The organism is Stenotrophomonas sp. YIM B13575, assembly GCF_042787595.1.
Lineage (GTDB): Bacteria > Pseudomonadota > Gammaproteobacteria > Xanthomonadales > Xanthomonadaceae > Stenotrophomonas > Stenotrophomonas lactitubi_B.
In genome coordinates, this window is the sequence record NZ_JBHZOP010000044.1 from 19,224 (window position 1) to 42,614 (window position 23,391).

Genomic DNA, 23,391 nt, shown 5'->3' on the forward strand with positions numbered 1-23,391 from the left:
ACTCGACTACGAAAGGAAATGGAATCAGCGCGGCTTGTAGGCCACGACCAGCGCCTGCTTGCCCAGGATGTGCCACGCCAGCGGAATCTTCAGGTACAGCGATACCAGCCAGGGTGCCTGTGGCAGGCGGCTCTTGGTGGTGTAGGGCAGGAACCTGGGGATCACCACGCGGGGTTCGAGTCCGGCCATCAGAACACCTTCAACCAGGCTGCGGTCGCTGAGAGCGGTGTGGTGGTCGAAGTAATCCCAATACTCGTCGTACAGGAAACGGATGTTCGGCTGCAGGATGATGGCGCGGCCGCCGGGCTTGAGCATGCGCGCGCTTTCGCGCAACGTCTGCAGTACCAGGTCCTTGCTGGGCAGGTGTTCCAGGAAATTGCTCATGAATACAGCATCGACACTCGCATCGGGGATCGAGGCCACGGCCGTGCACGATTCATTGATGATGCGCACGCCCTCTGCCGCGAACTGGCGAACGTCGGGGTTCAGGTCGACCGCGATCTTGCCGGCCGCCGGAATGTTGTTGATGAACTCGCAGTAGCCGGCACCGATATCGACGACAGTGTCGGACGGATTTACGAACCGATTGAAGTACTGGCCACACAGTACCTGCCAGATCCGGTTCTTGTTGGCGAGTTCTTCCTTGGGAAAGCGGTGCTGGTACAGTACGTCGAGATCGCGATCGATATCCGGCATGCGGGTCGTCCTGGTTCGTGGTTCAGGTCAGAGGGAAATGCGGCGGAACACAAACTCGGGGATATTCTTGATGATCATCATGATCGCCCACCAGAAGCCCGGCAGGTAGGCAACGGGCTTGCGCTTGCCGATGGCCTTCAGGATGCCGGCGGCCACCTTGTCCGGTGTCGCCCACAGTGCGCCTTTCTTGAAGGCGGCGGTCATCGGGGTATCGACGAAACCGGGCTTGATCACCAGTACGTTCACCCCGGCCGGTCGCAGGCGCTGGCCGAGGCCGCTCAGGTAGGCCGTAACGGCCGCCTTGGCGCTGCCATACAGGTAGTTGCTGGCACGACCGCGATCACCTGCCACCGAGGAGATGACCGCCAGCGTGGCGCCCGGCTGCAGGCGCTGTGCCAGGGCGGCGGACAAAGCGATCGTGGAGGTGCCATTGGTCGAAAACTCGCGCAGCGACACCTCCACCGACGCATCGCAGGCGGCCTGGTCGGGCAACGTGCCATGCGCGATGAGTACGGTATCGATACCACCCAGTGCTGCCCAGGCTGTGTCCAACAAGGGGCCGTGGGCATCGACATCATTGACGTCGAGCACGCCGCTCTCCACCCGCTGAGCACCGCGCACGCGCAGGTCTGCGGCGATGGTCTCCAGCCTGCCAGCGCTGCGACCGACCAGATAGAGCGCCGCGGCACGGCCGGCGTATAGACGCGCTACCGACTCGGCAATGGCCGAGGTGGCGCCGACGATCAGGATCTTCTGCATGATTACTCCATTACCCGGCGCCAGAAGCCGGATGAGAATCGAGGGTCGATGAAGCGGGAGAATGCCTCCCAGGCCGGGTAGGCCTGGCGGAACAGGGCACCGGACATCCGCGCATCCTTGGCGGGATACACCGCGCCGCCAGCGTCGCTGACGATGCGATGAAGCCGATCGAGCATTTTCAGCAGGTCCGGCCCGTCATTGGGGAAGTCCAGCGCCAAGGTCGTACCCGGACGCGGGAACGACAGCATGCCCGGTGAGGGACGGTCGCCAAATTCCTTCAACACCGCCAGGAACGAGCCACGTCCGCTGCGGGCGATTTCCGCCAGCAGTGCTGCAGTGGCATCTCGGGCGGTGGCCGGAGGCAGTACGCATTGGTGCTGCAGGAAACCACGCGGACCATACATCCGGTTCCAGTGATTGATGCCATCCAACGGATAGAAATAGCTCTGGTAGTGCGATATGTGGCGGACGTGGCGCGCCGGCTGCCGCCAGTAGTACAGCGTATTGAAAGGACGCAGGGTCAACCGGTTGACCAGCGACACTGGCGGTACCAGTGGCATGCTGCGTCGCGGGGCCGAACTGGGCGTGGCGGCCTGCGCATCGCCTGGTGCATGGTCGCCCCGGAGGAAGTGGCCGCGGCCGAGGTTGGCGCCCTTTGCAAGGCAGTCGATCCACGCCACCGTGTACTCGAATCCTTCAGCCGAGTCGCGCGACAATTCGAAGAATTCGTCGAGATTGTCGAAGCGGATCGACTCGGTTTCGATCCAGGGGCCGGGCACCCGGCGAAGCTGCAGTTCGACCCAGGTGATGAATCCGGTCAGGCCCAACCCGCCAGCGGTGGCCGCGAAAAGGCCGCTGCTGTCGGCCGGCGTGAGTTGCTGGCGCGAACCATCGCTGCGCAGCAGTTCGATGCACCGCACGTGGTGGCAGAACGTACCCGCTTGGTGATGATTCTTGCCATGCACGTCATTACCGATGGCGCCGCCAACCGTGGCGTAGCGCGTACCGGGGGTAACCGGCAGAAACCAGCCACGGGGCAGGGCGATATCCAGGATGTCGGCCAAGGTGACGCCTGCCTCGCAGCGTACGACGCCGGTAGAGGGATCGAAATCGATGAACCGGTCCAGTCCACGGCTGGTCAGCAGCGTGGCACCTGGGTTCAGGCAGCTGTCACCGTAGCTGCGGCCATTGCCATGCGCCAATACCGTACCCCCGTCTGAGGGCAGCGGCAGGGCGCCATTGCGGTCGAGCACCGGGATGATCCGTTGCTCGACGCGCGGGTAGCGCCCCCAGGACTGGCCGGTCGTCGCATTCATATTGCAAGCAGCACGATCAGCACGCACAGCCCGATGACGATCTGGCTGCTGCGGTCCATGGCCGCGAACACGATCGGATCATCATGCATGTCGCCGCGATGGGACACGATCCACATCCGGCTGATCCAGTACAGCAGGATCGGGCACAGCAGCCACAGCAGTTTCGGGCTGCTGTAGAGCTCCAGACTCTCGGGGCTGTTGATGTACAGCGCGAACACCAGTACGCCGATGTAGCCGGCAGCTGCACCCAGTGACTGCACCAGCGGCAGGTCGGCGACGGAGTAGCCGCGACCGATCGCCATTTCCTTGCCGTTGGCCAGTGCCGAAGCCAGCTCGGTGTAGCGCTTGAGCATGGCCAGGCTGAGGAACACGAACATCGAGAACGCCAGCAGCCAGAACGACAGTTCGGAGTTGATCGCCACGGCGCCGCCAATGATGCGCACGGTATAGAGCGCTGCCAGCATCACAACATCGATCATCACGATGCGCTTGAGCTTGAGGGAATAGCTCAGGGTCATCACGTAGTAGCACAGGAGTACGGCGGCAAAGGCCGGGCTGCAGACCAGCGCAAGCATGAAACCGGCAAGGGTGATCAGTGGCGCAAGCAGCAGGCCATGCAGCAGCGGCAGCGTGCCGGCCGCGAACGGCCGCTTGCGCTTGCGCGGGTGCATGCGGTCAGGGGTCAGGTCCAGCAGGTCGTTGAGCAGATAGACGCCTGAAGCGCACAGGCCGAATGCCAGAAAGGCCACGCCGGCATCAATGATCGAGCCGATATCGAAGAAGCGGTGTGCGGTCAACAGCGGCACCAGCACCAGCAGGTTCTTCAACCACTGGTAAACGCGAAGGGCCTTGATCCATGTGAACAGGCCGCCGTTCTGCGATGGCAGGTGGGCCAGAACCTCGGTCTGCTTCGCTGCGGCACGAGCGAGTGCTGCATCGTTGTTGACTACGATCGCGCCACCGGCATGGGCCCATACCTTCAGGTCAACCTGGCCGTTGCCCATGTAGTCAAAGCCGCGTTCGCCAAATCGCTCAGCCAGGGCTCGCCCCTTGTTGCTGCCGGATAGGTTGGTCTGACCGTCACTGGCCATGACCTCCTCGAACAGGTCAAGGTGTTCTGCGATGGGTTGTACGAGCAGGCGGTCTGAGGCGGTGCACAATACGCGTGGGCGCTGGGTGGTGGTGCGCAGGATTTCCAGCACACGTTCGTCATACGGGAGCGTGTCGGCGGGCAGCTTCACGCGGGATGCCAGTTGCCTCTTCACATGCGCCTTGCCACGGAGCAACCAGAACGGCAGCAGAAGCAGGTACAGGGGATTGTGCGCCAGCAGGGCCAACAGGGACTCGTACAGGATGTCGCTGCGCAGCAGCGTGCCATCAAGGTCCACGCAGAGGGCACGAACGTCAGTGGCCAAGGTCGGGGGCTCCAGGAAACAGTCGGGACATGGGAACTTCTTTCAAGAATCGAATGCGCCTTCGGTGGCAGCGCTGGCGCTCCTGGAACATTGCCGGGCCGGGCGGATTTCCAGGCTTGCCATGGCCAGCATGCCCATCACGATTGCCAGCCATAGACTTGCAAGCCGTATGCCGATCGCGGCGGTGACGGCGACGTCCATGTTGGCGCCCACTGTGGTCAACATCAACACGATGGCGGCTTCGGTCGTGCCCACCCCGCCGGGGACGAAGGACGCGGCGCCGGCCAGCATTGCCACCGGATAGATGCCCAGTGCTTGCGGCCAGCTCAGATGCATGCCGAGGACAGAGCAGAGTGCGGCGAAGGCAAGCGCAATGAGCAGCCATGCGGAGCCGCCTAGTACAAGCCCCGGCAGCATAACGCTCCACCGCAGCAGCGGGCTTACACCGCTGACGCCGGCAATGAGGAAGGATGCCAGGCGCCGTCCCCACGCGAATGGAAGGCGATCTCCAATTGCGCCCATTTTTTGTAGCAACCAAGGCCAGCGAGTGGCGAGGTAGAGGACGCTCAAGCTGCCCGCTACCAACATGGCCAAGGCGCCAAATGCGGGGATCAACGCGGATACCCCAACCCCCAGCGCGGTGATGACCAGGAGATCCTGGCCTCGTTCGACGATGAAGGTCGCCAGCACCACCTGTGGCGGGACGTTCAGGTTGCCGAAGTAGCGGATGCGGAGCAGTTCGCCGGCTTTGCCCGGTGAGGCCGTGAAGGCGAACCCGGCCACGTACGCGCGCAGGCCCACACCCCAATGGACTTCATATCCTTGGACGCGGAGGAGGCAGTGCCAGCGTTGATAGCGCATTGCGAAGCTGCCCGACACAAGTACGGCACACAACGCCAGCGAGCCGGGCAGTTCAGCCAACCGTGAGAGCACACCGGTATCACGGTCCACGTACAGCAGCAGTGCCAGGTACACCGAACTGATGGCCAGCAGAAAAGCAAGGCCACGCCACCGGGGAGGCGGCGCGATGGCTGACACGGGCTGCTGGTCAAGGAGCGGACGCAAGTTGGCGAGGCTCCGGTTGGGGGTTCAAAAGGCCTGGCCGGGCATTCTAGCGGTATTCTTCGACAAGATTTGCCCGAACTCCTTCGAGTAGCGCCATGTTCCGCCAATCAGGCGTGGCGGGACATGGCGCCTGTCCTTCCGTCCCCGATGGTGGCCTGCTGGTTGCAGGCGGGTGTCAGCCAGGACGACCAGCGGTCGCATGGTGATCGTCCGCTACGGCGCTTGTTCAGTGCTCCTGTGTGTCGATTATCAGGTCCATCGACTTGTAGCGTTCGATGGTGCGCCTTGCCCGGTCGTAATGCGCCTGCGTCCCTTCCGGGATATCGGACTCCCGATAGGATCCATGTGCGTCGGTCAATACGTATTCGCCGCCGACGTTGGAAATACGGTCCAGTTCGCACTCTTCGAAGAACGTACAGCCCAGGAACAGATTGTGGCCCTTTCTGGCACCCAGAAGGCTCAGGAGCGAAGGAGCAAGGTCCAAGGAGTTCTTGCCAGCGACATCGATTACCTGGTGCTGGACACCTTTCCAGTAAATCAACAAGGGTATGGTGTCAACAAAGTATCCCTTGATGCGACGATCCGCATCGACGGTCACGGGCTCCGGGAACGTTGAGTGGTCCGCAGTGACCACGAGAATCGTGTTCTCGTGCAACCGGCTGGCCATGAATCGTTCGATAAAGCGACCGATGTCGCGATCATATGTATGGAAGCGATTGAGGACGATGTTGTTGCCGTCGCCAAATCTTTCGTCGCCATCCAGGAATGCATGGGTCTGGAAGTTGTAAGCCGCTGCGAAGAATGGCTTGTCCCGCGGCTGTGCTTCCAGTTCGGAAAGCATGCTGTCGAACAATTCAGGGTCACTTAGATACTTTGGCATTGCCGAGTCGGCACTGCCCCGCACATGCGACTCGAAAAGATAGTCGCGCCCCAACGTACGGTCGAAGCCGAGAGTTTCAACCATCTTGTTGATGTACTCCTGCTGGGACAGGAAAAACATGCTGTGATAGCCGTGTGCGCGGAGTATTTCCGGAATGCTGATCCGAGATACCGCTGTGACGTCTCCTGATACGTCGCGTTGGCCGATTCCTGTGCCTTCCTTGTTATACCCATCAATCTCCTGATGACCTGAAGTCAGTTGGCCGCGCAGGCCGCGGAACGTTGCAGCAGTGTGATTGTAGTAATTGGTAAGGACCAGCGAGCCTCCTGCCAGTCGATCAAGATTGGGGGTCAGTCCTGGATGGAGACTGCCATAGGTTTCCATCCAGCGCGCTGACATGCCCTCGGTGAATATCACGATGACATTCGGTCGTGGTCCAAGGGTCTGCGTCATTTCTGGCGGGAAACCCTGCTGATAGATCGTTCGCCGCGAGAACTCGGCGCGCGCTTCGACCAATTGTGCTGCGCTGAGCTGCACCCGGCTACTCATGCCGATATACGCCATGTACGCGCGGACCAACGAGGCTACTGGCACTTCACCACGCGCGACAATGATGCCGCGCGCCATGGGCTGGTCGTGGATCAAACCGGCATACGCAGCAGCAGCTACACCAAGGCATAGCATCGAAGTGCGTGGGTTGAAGCGTGGGGGGGAGGGGCGTTGGAGCAAAGCAAAGGCGATGAAGGCCAGCAGATAGGTGCCTAGCATCGCGTACACGCCGTTGAAGGCGATAAGGCCAGCCACTTCCTGGTTCGCAAAGGCGATGGGTGGAATCAATCCGCCGGAGAGCCAGATGGAATAGAGCTGGGCCACGTAGATGAAGCCGGCTGCTGCAGGCAACAGCAGGACGATGATCCGTAAGACTCGATTGCGAAGACCCAGCGCGAGATGGGTGAGCAGATCGATCAATACCAACTCCAGCAGAAAGCTGATGGACAGGTACAGCAGTTCGCTCGGAGGGTAATAGCGGTTCATCCGCAGCAGCAGGACGCCGGTGAGCAATCCTGCGACGCAGGTTCCCCATGCAGGGAAACGCCGCGTGATATTCAATATATTAATACTCATCAGCCAAATGGAAGAATCTCCATGGAATCCTTCCTCGTTGCCTCTCTGGAATGGGAATGAGCGTCGGAGGCCGAATGACAGCGATGGGCCTCCATGCCTGGTCCAATGATACGGCGTTGTTCACATTTTATGCACATTGGTGAATGAGTCGGGTCGCCTGCTTTGGTGTGCATCTGGATACATGGCGACATATTTTGCGTTGGAGCGGCGCATTGGTTTGCCGATCGTGGCTTTAGCGTTCGGGTGGGGCTGGAATCTGCATGGACGAAACGAAAAAGGGCCGGCACATTCACATGCCGGCCCCATATCTGAAACACAGTGTTCTCGTTTGGTGCATCTCCACATGTCGCCGATGGCAGAATCTGCCTTGCTCCAGGAGAGTGCCGGCGATCTGCTGCTACGTGACCGGCTTCCTGAAAACCAGTCGCGAGAAAATAAGATAGTTCCACGCGGCGATCATTCCCATTACCAGGAACTTCGCGATCAATGGATGGATATCTGCGGGGCCAACCAGCAGGAAGATCGCCAAATTGCCGGCAGCGAGATTTATTGTCGCAACAATGCCGTACTTGAAAAGCTCGCTCCCCATGTGTCCATCGCTTTGGAATACCCAATGGCGATTAAGCAGGAAGCTGACTACAAACCCGCAGCCGAAGCTGAGCGACTGGTTGAGGAAAAGCCAGTTCTCGCCCAATGCCATTTGCAGCGCAATGAACACGGCATATTCGACTGCAGCGGCCGAACCACCGGAGATCAGGAAACGGAGAAGTCGTTGTTTCATGGGGTGTCCAGGCGGGGCCAGGGTATCGAGTGATACCCTGGCTTCAGCCTTTGGGGCTCAGAGCGCCTTTTCCAGCTCCGGCAGGATCGCAAACAGATCCCCCACCAGACCGATATCGGCAATCTCGAAGATCGGCGAATCCGCATCCTTGTTGATCGCCACGATCGTGCCGGCATCCTTGATGCCGGTCAGGTGCTGGATGGCACCACTGATACCCACGGCCACATACAGCTCCGGCGAAATGATCTTGCCGGTCTGGCCAACCTGCAGGTCGCTGGGCACGTAGCCGGCATCCACCGCAGCGCGCGAGGCACCCACGGCGGCGCCGAGCTTGTCGGCCAGCTGGAAGATGACCTTGAAGTTCTCTTCCGAACCCACGCCACGGCCGCCGGAGACCACGCGCTTGGCGCTCTGCAGGTCCGGGCGGTCGCTGGCACCGGCGGCCAGGCCGACGAAACGGGTGTGGGTCGGCAGGGAGGCGTCGACGCTGGCCGCTTCAATGGCGGCACTGCCGCCCTGGGCCGCTTCCGGCCACGACGCGGCACGCACGGTGGCGACCACGATCTGGTCGGTTGGCGCTTCCACGGTGATGATCGCGTTGCCGGCGTAGATCGGACGCCTGAAGGTGTGGCTGCCTTCGACGGCCATCAGGTCGGAGACCTGGTTGACGCCGAGCAGGGCGGCCACGCACGGCATCAGGTCCTTGCCGAAGGTGGTCGACGGGCCGAACACGTGGCTGTAGCCCTTGGCCAGCTGCGCGATCTGCGGGGCCAGCACCTGGGCCAGGGCCTGGGCGTTGGCGGCGTTGGCCACGGTTAGGACCTTGGCGACGCCGGCGATCTTCGCCGCTTCAGCCGCAACGGCGGTCGGGTCGGCGGCCAGCACCAGCACATCGATGCTGGCGCCGGAAATGGCTGCAGCAGCGCTGACGGTCTTGGCAGTAGCGGCGTTGAGCTTGCCGTCGTGGTGCTCGGCGATGACGAGAATCCTGCTCATTACAGCAACCCCTTCTGCTTGAGTGCGGCCACCAGTTCGGCGGCGTCCTTGACCATCACGCCCTTGCTGCGCTTGGAAGGCGCGGTGTACTGGGTGGTCTTGAAGGTATCGGCGGCTTCAACGCCGAGGTCGGCCAGCTGCAGGGTCTCCAGCGGCTTGGCCTTGGCCTTCATGATGTCGGGCAGCTTGATGAAGCGCGGCTCGTTCAGGCGCAGGTCCGTGGTAACCACGGCCGGCAGGTCGACTTCCAGCGTTTCCAGGCCGGCGTCGACTTCACGGGTCACGGTGGCCTTGCCGTCGGCAATGTCGAGCTTGCTGGCGAAGGTCGCCTGCGGACGGCCCCAGAGCGTGGCCAGCATCTGGCCGGTCTGGTTGGCGTCGTCGTCGATGGCCTGCTTGCCGAGGATCACCAGGTCCGGCTGTTCCTTCTCGACCAGCTTGAGCAGGGTACGGGCGGCGGTCAGCGGCTGGATGGCCTGGTCGGTGACGACGTGGATGGCGCGATTGGCGCCCATGGCCAGGCCGTTGCGCAGGTGCGCCTGGGCATCGGCCGGGGCGATGGTGGCGACCACGACTTCGCTGGCGATGCCCTTGTCGCGCAGGCGCAACGCTTCTTCCAGGGCGATTTCATCGAAGGGATTGGGCGACAGCTTGACGCCGTCGGTGACCACGCCGGAACCGTCCGGCTTGACCTGAATGCGGACGTTGTAGTCCACCACGCGCTTGTACGCGACGAGGATTTTCATCTGGTACTCGATCCTTGTAGTGCCGGCCGCTGGCCGGCTCACAGTTGCGGAGAACGCCCGGTCCTGCAACAGCAACCGGTTCGGGGGTGGGACCCCGATTCTAGCTGGCTTGGGGTAACCATGCGAATGCGTATGGTTGACGTGCACCATGCTGCGATGCGGCAATCCAGTGGGCGCCAGTTCACCTGTGTGATCGCCCGCTACAGGAAGTGCGTTGTATCCTTTCACGTTGCATTGTCGGGGCCACGAAGGCCCTGTCCCGCGAATCATAATCAGGAGAACAGGTAGTGCCCACATGGCTTGTCACCGGCGGCGCCGGATTCATTGGCGGTAACTTCGTTCTCGAGGCTGCCGCCCGCGGCGTCAAGGTCATCAATCTCGATGCGCTGACCTACGCCGGCAACCTGAAGACCCTGTCCAGCCTGGACGGCAATCCCAACCACGTGTTCGTGCAGGGTGACATCGGCGACAGCGCGCTGGTTGCCCGCCTGCTGGCCGAGCACCAGCCCGATGCCGTGCTGAACTTCGCCGCCGAAAGCCACGTCGATCGCTCCATCGATGGCCCTGGCGCCTTCATCCAGACCAATGTCGTCGGCACCCTCGGCCTGCTTGAGGCGGTGCGAGACTACTGGAAGGCGCTGCCGGCCGAGCAGGGCGCGGCGTTCCGCTTCCTGCACGTCTCCACCGATGAGGTGTACGGTACGCTGGGCGAGACCGGCAAGTTCAGCGAAACCACCCCGTATGCACCGAACTCGCCGTACTCGGCGTCCAAGGCCGCCTCGGATCACCTGGTGCGTGCGTTCCACCACACCTACGGGCTGCCGGTGCTGACCACCAACTGCTCGAACAACTACGGCCCGTACCACTTCCCGGAGAAGCTGATCCCGCTGGTGATCGCCAAGGCCCTGGCCGGCGAACCGCTGCCGGTGTACGGCGACGGCAAGCAGGTGCGCGACTGGCTGTTCGTGTCCGACCACTGCGAAGCGATCCGCACCGTGCTGGCCAAGGGCCAGGTGGGTGAGACCTACAATGTCGGCGGCAATTCGGAAAAGCAGAACATCGAAGTGGTGCAGGCGATCTGCGAGCTGCTGGACCAGCGCCGCCCGCGCGCGGACGGCCAGCCGCGCAGCAGCCAGATCACCTACGTCGCCGATCGCCCGGGCCATGACCGCCGCTATGCGATCGACGCTTCCAAGCTGAAGAACGACCTGGGCTGGGAACCGGCCTACACCTTCGAGCAGGGCATCACCTTTACCGTCGACTGGTACCTGGACAACCAGGAATGGGTGAACGGCGTGCTCGACGGCAGCTATCGCCTGCAGCGCATCGGCACCGCGGCCTGAACCAAGGACACGACATGACCCAACGCAAGGGCATCATCCTCGCCGGCGGCTCCGGCACCCGGCTGTATCCGATCACCAAAGGCGTCAGCAAGCAGCTGCTGCCGGTGTACGACAAGCCGATGATCTACTACCCGCTCAGCGTGCTGATGCTGGCGGGCATCCGTGAAGTATTGATCATCAACACCCCGCACGAGCAGGCGCTGTTCCAGCAGTTGCTGGGTGACGGCTCGCAGTGGGGCATGGACATCCAGTACGCCGTGCAGCCGAGCCCTGACGGCCTGGCCCAGGCCTATCTGATTGGCAAGGACTTCGTAGGTGGCAAGCCGAGCTGCCTGGTGCTGGGGGACAACATCTTCCACGGCCATGGCCTGCGCGAAGTGCTGCGCAACGCCGACCAGCGTGATCATGGCGCCACCGTATTCGGCTACTGGGTAAACGACCCGGAGCGCTACGGTGTGGCCGAGTTCGACAAGAGCGGGAAGGTCATCGATCTGGTCGAGAAGCCCGAGAATCCGCGTTCCAACTACGCGGTGACCGGTCTGTACTTCTACGATGGCAACGCCAGTCACCACGCAGCGGAGTTGAAGCCGTCGCCGCGTGGCGAGCTGGAAATCACTGATCTGAACCAGCGTTACCTGCGCGAGGGCAACCTGCACCTGGAGCCGCTGGGCCGTGGTTATGCCTGGCTCGATACCGGTACCCACCAGTCGTTGCTGGAAGCGTCCAACTTCATCGAGACCATCCAGACCCGCCAGGGCCTGCAGGTGTGCTGCCCCGAGGAAATCGCGTTCGGCCAGGGCTGGATCAGCGCCGAGCAGCTGGAAGCACTGGCTGCACCGCTGATCAAGAATGGCTACGGCCAGTACCTGCACAAGCTCGCTCTGCGTGGAGTCGTTCCGTGAAAGTGATTGAAACCAAGTTGCCCGGTTGCGTGGTGATCGAACCGGCTGTGTTCGGCGATGCCCGTGGCTATTTCTTCGAGACCTGGAATGCCGAGCGCTTCGCTGCGCTGGGCCTGCCCGACCGCTTCGTGCAGAGCAATGTCTCCACCTCGGCACAGGGCGTTCTGCGCGGCCTGCATTACCAGTGGCCGCGCCCGCAGGGCAAGCTGGTCAGCGTGCTGGAAGGCGAGGTGTATGACGTGGCCGTCGACATCCGCCGCGGCTCACCGACTTTCGGCCAGTGGGAAGCGGTGGTGCTCAGCGCGGAGAACAAGAAGCAGTTCTGGATTCCGGAAGGCTTTGCACACGGGTTTGCCGTGTTGTCCGAGCGTGCGGTGTTCAGCTACCTGTGCACCGAGGTGTACCTGAAGGACTTCGACGCTGGCGTGCGCTGGAATGACGCCGATATCGCCGTGGACTGGCCGATCAGCGCGCCGACGTTGTCGGCCAAGGACGAGAACGCGCCGTTCCTCAAGGACATTGCTGAAGACCGCCTGCCGGTCTACGTCGCATGACGGTGCTGGTATTCGGTGGCAACGGCCAGGTCGGCCAGGAACTGCTGCGCGCGCTGGCGCCGCTGGGCAAGGTGGTTGCGACCACCCGCAGCGGCCAGTTGCCTGATGGCAACGCCTGCGAAATGGCCGACTTCGGCCAGCCCGACAGTTTGCCTGCATTGCTGGACCGGCTGCAGCCGTCGTTGGTAGTCAACGCGGCCGCCTACACGGCCGTGGATCGTGCCGAGCAGGAGGTAGAGGCCGCATTCGCCGCCAACGCCGAAGCGCCGGGCGTGATCGCCCGCTGGTGTGCAGCGCATGACGTACCGTTCGTGCATTACTCCACCGACTACGTGTTCGATGGCCAGGGCACGGCCCCGTACCGCGAAGACGAACCGACCGCGCCGCTCGGCGTGTACGGCACCAGCAAGCGTGATGGCGAGGATGCGGTGCGTGCGGCCGGTGGTCGCCACCTGATCTTCCGTACTGCGTGGGTGTATGCCTCGCACGGCGCGAACTTCCTGCGCACGATGCTGCGCGTCGGTGCCGAGCGCGATCAGCTGCGTGTGGTGGCCGACCAGATCGGCACGCCGACGCCGGCGGCGCTGATCGCTGATGTCACCGCACAGGCGCTGCAGCACCCGGGTGGCCTGTCGGGAACATGGCATCTGACCGCATCGGGCCAGACCAGTTGGCATGGTTTTGCCGAGGCGATTTTCGCTGAAGCGCTGGCGACGGGCGTGCTGGACAAGGTGCCGTCGGTTGAAGCCATCCCCAGTTCCGAATACCCGACCCCGGCCAAGCGTCCCGCATGGTCGGTGCTCGACAACCGCAAGCTGCAGCAGGATTTCGGCATCGAACTGCCGACGTGGCAGCACGGGTTGAAGCGGGTCATGGCTGAGATTGCCTGACCCGGTAGGCGGCGTGCCGACCAACGGTCGGCACCCACCGCAGGGCGACGACTCAACTGCGTCCGTACGTATCCTCGAAGCGCACGATATCGTCTTCGCCCAGATAACTGCCTGACTGCACTTCGATCAGTTCCAGCGGCAGCTTGCCCGGGTTGCGCAGGCGATGGGTCACCCCCAGCGGGATGTAGGTGCTCTGGTTCTCGCTCAGCAGGATTACTTCATCGCCGCGGGTAACTTCGGCGGTGCCGCTGACCACGATCCAGTGCTCGGCACGGTGGTGGTGCATCTGCAGGCTCAGCGTACCGCCGGGCTTGACCGTGATCCGCTTGACCTGGAAACGCTCGCCGTTGTCGATTGAATCGTAGGCTCCCCACGGCCGGTACACCTTGCGATGCCAGGTGGCTTCGCTGCGACCATCAGCCTTCAGCTTCGCCACCACCGTCTTGACCTCCTGCATGCGATCGGCCTTGCCGACCAGCACTGCATCGTCGGTCTCGACCACGATCACATCATCCAGCCCGACCATTGCCACCAGGCGTTGGCCGTAGGCATAGGTGTTGCGGCAGTCGATGGCGATCACATCACCCTGGTGCGCATTGCCATCGCCGTCCTGCTGCGATACATCGCGCAGTGCGGTCCAGGAGCCGACATCGTTCCAACCGGCATCCAACGGCACTACCACCGCATCGGCGGTCTTTTCCATCACGGCGTAATCGATCGAATCGGACGGCACCGCAGTGAACGCGTCCTTGTCCAACCGGGTGAAGTCGGCATCGCGGCGCGCGCCCTCCCATGCCGTGCGGCAGGCCGACAACATGGCCGGCTGCAGGCGTTCCAGCTCCTGCAGGTAGCGCGAGGCCTTGAACAGGAACATGCCGCTGTTCCAGTAGTACTGGCCACTGGCCACGTAGCCGGTGGCGGTGTCCAGATCGGGCTTTTCGACGAAGCGTTCGACTGCGCGCACGCCCTGGCCATCGGCGGCCTTGATGTAGCCGTAGCCGGTTTCCGGGCCGGTCGGCACGATACCGAAGGTGACCAGCTTGCCGGCTTCAGCGGCGCTGGAAGCCGCCTGCACCGCCGCACGGAAGGCGGCCTCATCGGTGATCACGTGATCGGAGGGCAGCACCAGCAACAGCGCATCGGCGCCATCACGGGTGGCTTCCAGCGCGGCCACGGCAATCGCCGGGGCGGTGTTGCGGCCAACCGGCTCGAGGATGATCGCGGCCGGCTCGGCGCCGACCTGCTGCAGTTGTTCGGCCGCAACGAAGCGGTGTTCTTCGTTGGCAATGACCAGCGGGCCGCGGCTGGCGATGGGGGCCACGCGCTGCCACGTTGCCTGCAGCATCGTCAGCTCACCGGCCAGAGGCAGGAACTGCTTGGGATACGCCTCGCGCGACAGGGGCCATAGGCGGGTGCCGGAGCCCCCGGAGAGGATGACAGGCTGGACGGTGTTCATCGCGACATCTCCGCTCAGGCCTTCAACAGCGCGGCGATTTCATCGGTGCGCGCCTGCATCAGCGCCGCATCCCCGCGCGATTCCACGTTCAGGCGCAGCAGCGGTTCGGTGTTGGAACTGCGCAGGTTGAAACGCCAGTCGCCGAAGTCGGCACTGATGCCATCGGTATGATCCAGCGCCGGCGACTGCGCGGCGAAGTGTTCCATCACGCGGGCCACGGACGCCTTCGCATCGCTGACCTTGAAGTTGATCTCGCCACTGCACGGGTACGCCGCCATGCGGTCCTCCACCCAGTCGGCCAGCGAACGGCCGCTTTCGGAAATCAGCTGGGCGATCAGCAGCCAGGGGATCATGCCCGAGTCGGCATAGGCGAATTCGCGGAAGTAGTGGTGGGCGCTCATTTCGCCGCCGTACACCGCATCCTCTGCGCGCATCTTTTCCTTGATGAAAGCATGGCCGCTCTTGCACAGCACCGGCACGCCGCCGGCCTGTTCGACCATCTCCACGGTGTTCCAGACCAGGCGTGGGTCATGCACGATCTTGCCGCCCGGGTTGCGGTCCAGCGCCGCCTTGGCCAGCAGGCCGACGAGATAGTAGCCCTCGATGAAGCGCCCGCTGTGGTCAAAGAAGAAGCAGCGGTCGAAGTCGCCGTCCCAGGCAATGCCGAAGTCGGCGCCGTGCTCGCGAACCGCCTCGGCAGTCGCGGCGCGGTTCTCCTGCAGCAGTGGATTGGGAATGCCGTTGGGGAAGTTGCCATCGGGTTCGTGGCAGATGCGGATGAACTCGAACGGCAGATGCGGCGCCAGCAGGTCGACGATGGCGCCGGCGCCGCCGTTGCCGGCGTTCACCACCAGCTTCAGCGGCTTCAGCTTACTGACATCGACATAGGACAGCAGGTGCTGGATGTAGGCGCTTTTGTCGTGCTGGGCGGTCTGCCCGGCCTTGGCCGGTGCGGCGGGCGCGGTATCGGCGGCAACCGCATCGGAGATCGCGAACAGGCCGGTGTCCGAGCTGATCGGGCGCGCGTTCTCCTTGACCAGCTTCATGCCGTTGTAGTCCATCGGGTTGTGGCTGGCGGTTACCATCACGCCGCCGGCTGCACCGCGATGGTCGGTCTGGAAGTAGACCTCCTCGGTGCCGCACAGGCCGATGTCGATCACTTCCCGGCCCGCGCCGCGCAGGCCCACCGCCAGCGCGTCCTGCAGTGCCGGACTGGTCAGGCGCACGTCGTGCCCCACCACCACCGGCCCGGGCGACAACTGATCGGCCAAGGCCACACCGATCCGGCGGGCGAGGTCTTCGTTCAGTTCTTCCGGCACGCGGCCGCGGATGTCATAAGCCTTGAAGGCGGGCAGGGGCATCGCTGGAATCCTTTGTCAGATCAGTTGGCTAGTGTAATCCCAGCCTTGTATGGGAATCGTTTCCATAGCCCCAACGCTGCCTGACCGCCGAAGCTGTCACGTGTGGGCGGACCGGCGTTTGCGCGCGGGGCGCTTGGCCGGCGCGCCGGGCAGCGGAGACAGCAACGCCTCCAGATCGGCGGCATCGAAGCGCGGCCCCGTGCCCCCGTTACCTTCCAGGATCGCGTCGGCCAGGTCGGCCTTGCGCTGCTGCAGCTCGGCGATCCGTTCCTCGACGCTGCCCGCGGCGATCAGCTTGTAGACGAACACAGGCTGATCCTGGCCGATGCGATGGGCACGGTCGGTGGCCTGGTTCTCGGCAGCCGGGTTCCACCATGGATCGAAGTGGATGACGGTGTCGGCGGCGGTCAGGTTCAAGCCCACGCCGCCGGCCTTCAGGCTGATCAGGAACACGGGAACCTCGCCTTCCATGAAGCGCTGCACCGGCGTGACCCGGTTCTGGGTGTCGCCGGTCAGGGTCACGTAGGCCAGACCGAGTGCATCCAATGCCTGCGCGATCAGGGCCAGCATGCCGGTGAACTGGGAGAACAGCAGGATGCGGCGTCCTTCTTCGACCATGGACGGCAGCATCTCGCGCAGCAGGTCCAGCTTGGCTGAGCCTGCAGTGCGCGCGGGTGCAGGGCCCGGCAGAAGGCGCGGATCGCAGCAGACCTGGCGCAGTTTCAGCAACGCGTCCAGCACCACGATGTGATTGCGCGCCAGCCCGCTGCCGTTGATCGCTTCGCGGACCTGCTTTTCCATTGCCGCGCGCACGGTTTCGTACAGTTCGCGCTGGCCGCCTTCCATCGCCACAGTGCGGGTGATGACCGTCTTCGGCGGAAGTTCGGAGGCGACCTGGTCCTTGCGTCGGCGCAGGATGAAAGGGCGCAGGCGCTGGGCCAGGAGCTGTGCGCGCCGGCGGTCGCTGCCGCGCTCGATGGGGTGGCGCCAGTGCTGGTTGAACTGCTTTTCGCTGCCGAGCAGCCCGGGCAGCAGGAAGTCGAACTGCGTCCACAGCTCGCCCAGATGGTTTTCCAGCGGGGTGCCGGTCAGGCACAGTCGATGACGGGCCAGCAGCGTGCGCAGCGTGGCCGCTGCACGCGACCTGGGGTTCTTGACCTGCTGTGCCTCGTCCAGGATCAGCAGATGGTAGGAATGCGCCTGCAGCGCGTGTTCGTCGCGCCAGAGCAGGGGATAGGTGGTCAGTATCAGATCATGTGCGGCAATGGCATCGAACTGCGTGTCACGCCCAGGCCCGTGCAGGGTCAGGACGCGCAGATCCGGAGTGAAGCGCGCAGCTTCACTCTGCCAGTTGTGCAGCAATGAGGTTGGCACGACCACCAGCGCCGGCTTGTCCAGGCGGCCGCTCTGCTTTTCAACCAGGAGATGGGCCAGGGTCTGCAGTGTCTTGCCCAGGCCCATGTCATCGGCCAGCACGCCGCCCAGGCCCTGCTGGCGCAGGTACTGCAGCCAGGACAGGCCTTCAAGCTGGTAGCTGCGCAGCGTCGCGCGCAAGCCCTGGGGCGCTGGGACTGCGGTCATCGCCGGTGCGTCCAGCAGGCGCTGCACGCGTGCACGGGTATCGTTGCTGCTGTGCAGTCGCAGCTGCGCGGCGTCCTGCAGTGCCAACAGGCGTCCGCGGTCGTGCGCCTGCAGGCGCAGCGGTTGCCCGCGGTCGCCGAAAAGATCCGCCAGCAGCGCGATCACCGGTTTCAGCCGGGCTGCCCGCAGGGCAAGACGTTCATTGCCCGCTGTCGTCAGCAGTACGTTCTCGTCATCGCCGATCGCGTCCAGCTGGCCGCGCAGCCAGCGCGGATCGGACTGCAGTACGCCCTGCAACAGCGGAGCCAGCGCAATGCTGCGGCCATCGATGTCGATGGTCAGGGCCAGGTCGAACGCGGAGTTGTCGGTGGGCACCGACCGTACATCCAGGTCGATCTCCTCCACCCGGGTGATGCGATGACGGAAGGCATCGTCGGTCTCGATCTTCCAGCCCAGCGCTTCCAGCCGCAGCACATCCTCCAGCAGGAAGCGGGTCCAGTCGAAACTGCGCAGCTCGAACAACGGACCGCCGCCCTCCAGCACGATGCGCGGTTGCCGCTCGCGGTGCAGGTGGACGCTGTTCAGTTCAGCTTCGCGCCGTGCCTCCCCGGCCAGGTCGCGCGGCAGCAGGTAGAGCTGGCCTTCGGCGCCATGCACGAACAGCGACGGGTCATCGAGAAAACGTACGTGCTCGTCGTACTCGAAGGCCACGGTGGCGACGTCGAGCCACTGCGAAGGATCGCGCTCGGTGAGCCAGGCAGGACGGTATTCCATGCTGTGCAGATGCAGGATCGGCGTCATCGCCTGGGTCTGCAGGGCGGGCAGTATCGGATCGGCGGCCGCACGCAGCGAACCCGGTTCACCCTCCAGTGAGTTCTGCAGCGCGGCCAGCAGCACGGCGGCGACATGCTCGCAGTGCCCGCCCGCTGGACAGGTGCAGCGACTCTGCAGGGGGCTGTGCGGTGTGCGGGCGCTGGCGTCCAGGTCGATCGACACCTCCCAGCCCTCGAGCTGGGCGGTCAGCAGCGGTGACTGGTAGCGCAGTTCACGCACTGCCGAAACGAGGTGGTTGCCCTTTCCCAGTGTCCCGGCATCCAGCCAGCGGGACAGTTCCCCTCCGGTGAATACTACGGCCATGCGTCGTCCTGTCCTCTCCATCTGCAGCACGCGTTGCCAAGGGCACCGCAAGCGGGGAAGCGGACATTCTACGGACTGAGGGCCCGGCATGCTGGTTCATGCTGCGGCGCATCCCAGCCGGCAACGGGTGTGCCGCTAGAATGGCGGCATTCTCACCGGGTAGGGCAGTAGAGATGCAGCAATCGACTTCCAGCGGCACGCGCAGCAAGCGTTTCGCCTCTGCGGCGGATGCCCTGCAGGGCGTGGTCGCTGATGGCCAGGTTCTGGCCGTGGGTGGCTTCGGCCTGTGCGGTATTCCCGAGGCACTGATCGCCGCGCTGCGCGACAGTGGCGCCAAGGGCCTGACCGTGATCTCCAACAACGCGGGCGTGGATGGCTTCGGCCTGGGCCAGCTGCTGGAAACCCGGCAGATCAAGAAGATGATTTCGTCCTACGTGGGCGAGAACAAGGAGTTCGAACGGCAGTTCCTGGCCGGCGAACTGGAGCTGGAATTCAATCCGCAGGGCACACTGGCCGAGCGCCTGCGTGCCGGCGGTGCGGGTATTCCGGCGTTCTTCACCGCCACCGGTTACGGCACGGTGGTGGCCGAAGGCAAGGAAACCCGTGAGTTCGACGGCAAGCACTACGTGATGGAAACCGCGCTGCGCGCCGACGTCGCCTTGGTCAAGGCGTGGAAGGCCGACGAGGCCGGCAACCTGGTGTTCCGCAAGACCGCGCGCAACTTCAACCCGGCCTGCGCGATGGCCGGCAAGGTCTGCATCGTGGAAGTGGAGGAGGTGGTGCCGGTCGGCAGCATCGATCCGGACCAGGTGCACCTGCCGGGCATCTACGTGCACCGCATCGTGCATAACCCCACCCCTGAAAAACGTATCGAACAGCGCACCATCCGTGCGGAGGGCAACTGACATGGCATGGACCCGCGACGAGATGGCGGCGCGCGCTGCGCGTGAACTGACCGATGGCGCCTACGTGAACCTGGGCATCGGCCTGCCGACCCTGGTGGCCAACCACATCCCCGAGGGCGTGGACGTATGGCTGCAGTCGGAAAACGGCCTGCTGGGCATCGGCCCGTTCCCGACCGAGGCCGAGGTGGACGCCGACCTGATCAATGCTGGCAAGCAGACGGTGACCGCGCGCGCCGGTGCCAGCTACTTCGGCAGCCATGACAGCTTCGCGATGATCCGCGGTGGCCACGTGAACCTCGCAATCCTGGGTGCGATGCAGGTGACCGACAAGGGTGACCTGGCCAATTGGATGGTGCCCGGCAAGATGGTCAAGGGCATGGGCGGTGCGATGGACCTGGTGGCCGGCGTGCAGCGCGTGGTGGTGCTGATGGAGCACACCGCCAAGAACGGCGAGCACAAGATCCTGGCCGAATGCACGCTGCCGCTGACCGGTGTGGGCGTGGTCGACCGCATCATCACCGACCTGGCGGTATTCGATGTGACCGATGACGGTCTGGTGCTGGTGGAAGCCGCGTCGGGCGTTGGCGATGATGAGTTGAAGGAAAAGACGGGCGTGGCGTTCAAGCGCACCTGATTGATCCGTGACAGGAGGTGTGCGGTGCCTCCTGTCGGTCAGCTGCGTCGGGCGTAGGCGTATCCGCTGCCGTGGGCGTCGGGCTCACCCACGCACGCGGCCGCCGTCGCTACACGTAGTCCGGCGTGTTCACAGCATGTACCGAGCACGCGTTCGATGGCATGGGCGAGTGTCCCGTCTATCTGGCCGTGCTCAGTCTCGAAGTTGCTTCGATACAGGTGTGCGTCCAGTAGCGGGCGCAGGGCCTGCAACCGCCACCAACCCATGCTGCCGGCACCGAACTGGCCGCCGTCTGCTGCAGCGTGCAGGCCGATCCGCGCCTGGAGCCGTTGCAGCGCGGGACCATTGCCGCCAACGTATGCGGCCACCGGCAGCAGGTGACCCTCGGCGACCACCATGCCCAGGCTGGGATCGGCCTGGAACGCGGCGTGGATGCGTGCGGCCCGCCCGCCCTGTACCAGGCGCTGCAGCAGTTCCTGCCGCCACTGATCGCCATCGGAACGATGGCTGGAACGTTTCGTATGCAGCTTCAGGATCACTTCGTGCTGGTCCTGTAGCAGTTCAGCCACTTCAAGGAACGGCAGGATGTCGCGGCCGCGGTTGTCCACTGCCATGACCTCACCCTGCAGGCCATGTGCGGCAAGCGCCTGATGCACTGCGTCCACGTGCTGCGCCGGAGTGGTCACCACGATCCGCCAGGGCAGTGCTGCGTCGTGCAATGCAGACAGGACTTCCGGGAGCGTCTCCAGGTACCAGGCATGGAGATGCACCGCCGGCTGCTGGATCGGTGCAGGAGCCGGTGACAGCGCATCACGGGTGGCCTGCAGCCATGCATGACCCAGCCTTGCATCCGGTTCCAGCACGGCGCCCTCGGCCCATTCGTTCCAGGCGTTGATGAAGACCAGGCGTTGTTCTGCCGGTACTGCCGACAGCCGCTGATGCACTGTGGTGCGCAGCCAGTCGCGATAGCCGCGCGGCGAGGCATGCAGGTACACCCGGCCGCGCCCCGAACGGCGAGCCTCGTTGTCCCAGCCCGGATTCACGCCGGGGTAGAGCGGATAGTCCGGCAGCGGACGTGTGCTGAGCTCGGCGGCGAGTTCACGCCAGTCGCGCACGTCGCCATTGAAATCGGGATTGAGCAGCCACTGCCGCGCCGACAGCGAGGAAGGGTTGCTCATGTTTGGAGGGAATTCGACCGCAGCGTCGAATCCGATGTCACGTGGGTCGGGGCGCTCGAAGCCTTGAACGTAGGCCAGATGGATCTCGCCCACGCCATTGTCGCGGCACCAGCGACGCCAGCGTTCGGCAGTCGCCCGGGCATCGGGCAGCAGATGTGGCCGGTAGACCAGCAGCATCGGCAGGCCATCGACCTTCAACGCGCGGCGGTCACGCAGATAGGGCGCGATGTGGGCGATGAAGGCCAGATCGTCTTCGGCGCTGTGCTGCTGGCTGATCAGGATGTCGTCGTCGCGCCCGTCCCAGCGCCGTGCCCAGTTCTCGTTGGCCCAGCACAGGCAGAACGGCAGGTTGATGCCGTCGTCGTCCAGCCACTGGCGCAGCGGGTCCTCCATCAACGTACGGCCGCTGAACCAGTAGTAGTAGAAACAGAACGCGCCGATGCCATACTCCGCAGCCAAACGCGCCTGGTCACGCATCACCTGCGGATTGCGCAGGTCGTAGAAGCCCAGGTCGGCAGGCAGTCGCGGTTGCACATGGCCTTCGAACTGCGGCAGGGCGCGGCTGACGTTGCGCCATTCGGTGAAGCCCTTGCCCCACCAGGCGTCGTTCTCCGGGAAGGTGTGGAATTGCGGCAGGTAGAACGCCACCAGCGTTGCTGGCAGTGGCGAGGGCAATACGCTTTCGCGCCAAGGGACGTGGCCGATCGCGGGCTCGTCGGCGCGCCAGCGCAGTTGCGCGCTGGCCCGGGGGCCACCGGTGTCCTGCTGTCCCTTCGGCGGTGGGGGCACCCAGTCGCCATGCCGGGCCAACAGGCGGGTACGCAGGCGATCGCGCTGTGCCTGCGACATCGGCAACGCACGGAACACCGCGCGCAGCAGTGGAAACAGGGCTTGGCGCAGGCGGCTGCCGCTCATGGCTGGGCGCCCCAGCAGTGGGTGTGGACGGCAGGCGGCGGTAGCATGGCAACGGTCATGCCGCCATTTTCGGTGCTGGCGGCCACGACGGCAAACGTGGCCGTGCTAGCGTGTGGCGATGCTGTTTCCCCACGACCTGCCCGACGCGGATGTGCGCCACCTGCCGGGTTGGCTGTCCGCCGCTGCGGCCGATGCCCTGCTGCCAGCCCTGCAGGCGCAACTGCCTTGGGAAATCCACCGCATCCGCATGTTCGGCAATTGGGTGGATTCGCCTCGCTTGAGCTGCTGGATCGGTGATCCGCAGGCACGCTACCGCTATTCAGGCGCCGAGTTCGTGCCCCATCCGTGGCCACTACAGCTGTCCGCGCTGCGCGACCGGCTGCAGGCCGAGGGCGTCGGCATATTCAACAGCGTTCTGCTCAACCGCTATCGCGGCGGCACCGACTACATGGGCTGGCACAGCGACGACGAGCCCGAGCTGGGGCCTGCGCCGCTGATCGCCTCCTTGAGTCTGGGAGCAGCACGACGGTTCCTGCTGCGCCGACGGGACGATCCGGCACGCAAGGCCGAGTACCTGCTCGGTCACGGCGACCTGCTGCTGATGGGCGGGCAGACCCAACGCTACTACCAGCACGCGCTGCCGAAGATGGCGCGGGTGCAGGGGGAGCGCATCAACCTGACGTTCCGCTGGATCACGCCGCGCTGAGGGCTGCCGCCGGGCATGGCCCGGCGCTACCGGAACCGCGCGGGGTAGCG

At 64.2% G+C, this 23,391-nt stretch carries 20 protein-coding genes; 7 read left to right on the forward strand and 13 right to left on the reverse strand.

Going from position 1 to position 23,391, the window contains the following annotated elements:
* Positions 1-24: 24 nt before the first annotated feature.
* From ACFX4F_RS08375 to ACFX4F_RS08415, 9 genes are all read right to left on the reverse strand, one after another.
* Complete coding sequence (locus tag ACFX4F_RS08375) at positions 25-696, reverse strand: class I SAM-dependent methyltransferase (protein WP_099820388.1); 672 nt, start codon at positions 694-696, stop codon at positions 25-27.
* Between the two features lie 27 nt (positions 697-723).
* Complete coding sequence (locus tag ACFX4F_RS08380; RefSeq protein ID WP_380654081.1) at positions 724-1,455, reverse strand: SDR family oxidoreductase; 732 nt, start codon at positions 1,453-1,455, stop codon at positions 724-726.
* 2 nt (positions 1,456-1,457) lie between these two features.
* Positions 1,458-2,771 carry an FAD-binding oxidoreductase gene (locus tag ACFX4F_RS08385; protein WP_380654084.1) on the reverse strand — a complete coding sequence of 438 codons (1,314 nt, stop codon included), beginning with the start codon at positions 2,769-2,771 and terminating at the stop codon, positions 1,458-1,460.
* A complete protein-coding gene (locus tag ACFX4F_RS08390; RefSeq protein WP_099820421.1) occupies positions 2,768-4,159 on the reverse strand; it encodes a UbiA family prenyltransferase in 1,392 nt (463 codons plus the stop codon). The genes ACFX4F_RS08385 and ACFX4F_RS08390 overlap by 4 nt, the downstream gene beginning before the upstream one ends.
* 69 nt (positions 4,160-4,228) lie before the next feature.
* Positions 4,229-5,251, reverse strand: coding sequence for a YbhN family protein (locus ACFX4F_RS08395; protein WP_380654087.1), 1,023 nt, complete (start codon positions 5,249-5,251; stop codon positions 4,229-4,231).
* A gap of 226 nt (positions 5,252-5,477) precedes the next feature.
* Positions 5,478-7,256: an LTA synthase family protein gene (locus tag ACFX4F_RS08400; protein WP_380654090.1), complete on the reverse strand. Its 1,779-nt coding sequence runs from the start codon at positions 7,254-7,256 to the stop codon at positions 5,478-5,480.
* A 397-nt stretch (positions 7,257-7,653) separates the two neighbouring features.
* Entirely contained in the window at positions 7,654-8,037 is a 384-nt protein-coding gene (locus ACFX4F_RS08405; protein ID WP_099820385.1) for a GtrA family protein, read from the reverse strand.
* Positions 8,038-8,094: 57 nt separating this feature from the next.
* A complete protein-coding gene (locus ACFX4F_RS08410) occupies positions 8,095-9,033 on the reverse strand; it encodes an electron transfer flavoprotein subunit alpha/FixB family protein (RefSeq protein ID WP_099820384.1) in 939 nt (312 codons plus the stop codon).
* Positions 9,033-9,779: an electron transfer flavoprotein subunit beta/FixA family protein gene (locus ACFX4F_RS08415; RefSeq protein ID WP_099820383.1), complete on the reverse strand. Its 747-nt coding sequence runs from the start codon at positions 9,777-9,779 to the stop codon at positions 9,033-9,035. The genes ACFX4F_RS08410 and ACFX4F_RS08415 overlap by 1 nt, the downstream gene beginning before the upstream one ends.
* Before the next feature lie 287 nt (positions 9,780-10,066).
* Between ACFX4F_RS08415 and rfbB the strand changes: the two genes are divergently transcribed.
* From rfbB to rfbD, 4 genes are read left to right on the forward strand one after another with little or no spacing between them, the layout of a single operon-like run.
* On the forward strand, positions 10,067-11,122 hold the full coding sequence (gene rfbB, locus ACFX4F_RS08420; RefSeq protein ID WP_380654095.1) for a dTDP-glucose 4,6-dehydratase: 1,056 nt from the start codon (positions 10,067-10,069) through the stop codon (positions 11,120-11,122).
* Positions 11,123-11,136: 14 nt separating this feature from the next.
* Positions 11,137-12,024 (forward strand): glucose-1-phosphate thymidylyltransferase RfbA, encoded by an 888-nt coding sequence (gene rfbA / locus ACFX4F_RS08425; RefSeq protein ID WP_380654098.1) that lies wholly within the window; start codon positions 11,137-11,139, stop codon positions 12,022-12,024.
* The gene (rfbC, locus tag ACFX4F_RS08430) at positions 12,021-12,578 is read left to right on the forward strand and encodes a dTDP-4-dehydrorhamnose 3,5-epimerase (RefSeq protein ID WP_380654101.1); all 558 of its coding nucleotides are present in this window, start codon (positions 12,021-12,023) and stop codon (positions 12,576-12,578) included. The genes rfbA and rfbC overlap by 4 nt, the downstream gene beginning before the upstream one ends.
* Positions 12,575-13,468: a dTDP-4-dehydrorhamnose reductase gene (gene rfbD / locus ACFX4F_RS08435; protein ID WP_380654104.1), complete on the forward strand. Its 894-nt coding sequence runs from the start codon at positions 12,575-12,577 to the stop codon at positions 13,466-13,468. The genes rfbC and rfbD overlap by 4 nt, the downstream gene beginning before the upstream one ends.
* A gap of 52 nt (positions 13,469-13,520) precedes the next feature.
* Here the strand turns inward: rfbD and ACFX4F_RS08440 are convergent, their stop codons facing one another.
* The 3 genes from ACFX4F_RS08440 to ACFX4F_RS08450 all read right to left on the reverse strand — a co-directional run bounded on the left by ACFX4F_RS08440 (position 13,521) and on the right by ACFX4F_RS08450 (position 19,003).
* On the reverse strand, positions 13,521-14,924 hold the full coding sequence (locus tag ACFX4F_RS08440; RefSeq protein ID WP_099820378.1) for a mannose-1-phosphate guanylyltransferase/mannose-6-phosphate isomerase: 1,404 nt from the start codon (positions 14,922-14,924) through the stop codon (positions 13,521-13,523).
* A 14-nt stretch (positions 14,925-14,938) separates the two neighbouring features.
* Positions 14,939-16,285: a phosphomannomutase gene (locus ACFX4F_RS08445; protein ID WP_380654107.1), complete on the reverse strand. Its 1,347-nt coding sequence runs from the start codon at positions 16,283-16,285 to the stop codon at positions 14,939-14,941.
* A 96-nt stretch (positions 16,286-16,381) separates the two neighbouring features.
* Positions 16,382-19,003: a DEAD/DEAH box helicase gene (locus ACFX4F_RS08450; protein WP_380654110.1), complete on the reverse strand. Its 2,622-nt coding sequence runs from the start codon at positions 19,001-19,003 to the stop codon at positions 16,382-16,384.
* Between the two features lie 173 nt (positions 19,004-19,176).
* Here ACFX4F_RS08450 and ACFX4F_RS08455 point away from each other — a divergent pair, with 173 nt between their 5' ends.
* Positions 19,177-19,908: a CoA transferase subunit A gene (locus ACFX4F_RS08455; RefSeq protein ID WP_089238633.1), complete on the forward strand. Its 732-nt coding sequence runs from the start codon at positions 19,177-19,179 to the stop codon at positions 19,906-19,908.
* Between the two features lies 1 nt (position 19,909).
* A complete protein-coding gene (locus ACFX4F_RS08460; RefSeq protein WP_099820375.1) occupies positions 19,910-20,542 on the forward strand; it encodes a CoA transferase subunit B in 633 nt (210 codons plus the stop codon).
* Between the two features lie 38 nt (positions 20,543-20,580).
* Here the strand turns inward: ACFX4F_RS08460 and ACFX4F_RS08465 are convergent, their stop codons facing one another.
* Entirely contained in the window at positions 20,581-22,650 is a 2,070-nt protein-coding gene (locus ACFX4F_RS08465; protein ID WP_380654124.1) for a glycoside hydrolase family 99-like domain-containing protein, read from the reverse strand.
* A gap of 103 nt (positions 22,651-22,753) precedes the next feature.
* Here ACFX4F_RS08465 and ACFX4F_RS08470 point away from each other — a divergent pair, with 103 nt between their 5' ends.
* Positions 22,754-23,341, forward strand: coding sequence for an alpha-ketoglutarate-dependent dioxygenase AlkB (locus tag ACFX4F_RS08470; RefSeq protein ID WP_099820373.1), 588 nt, complete (start codon positions 22,754-22,756; stop codon positions 23,339-23,341).
* The last annotated feature ends 50 nt before the right edge of the window (positions 23,342-23,391 follow it).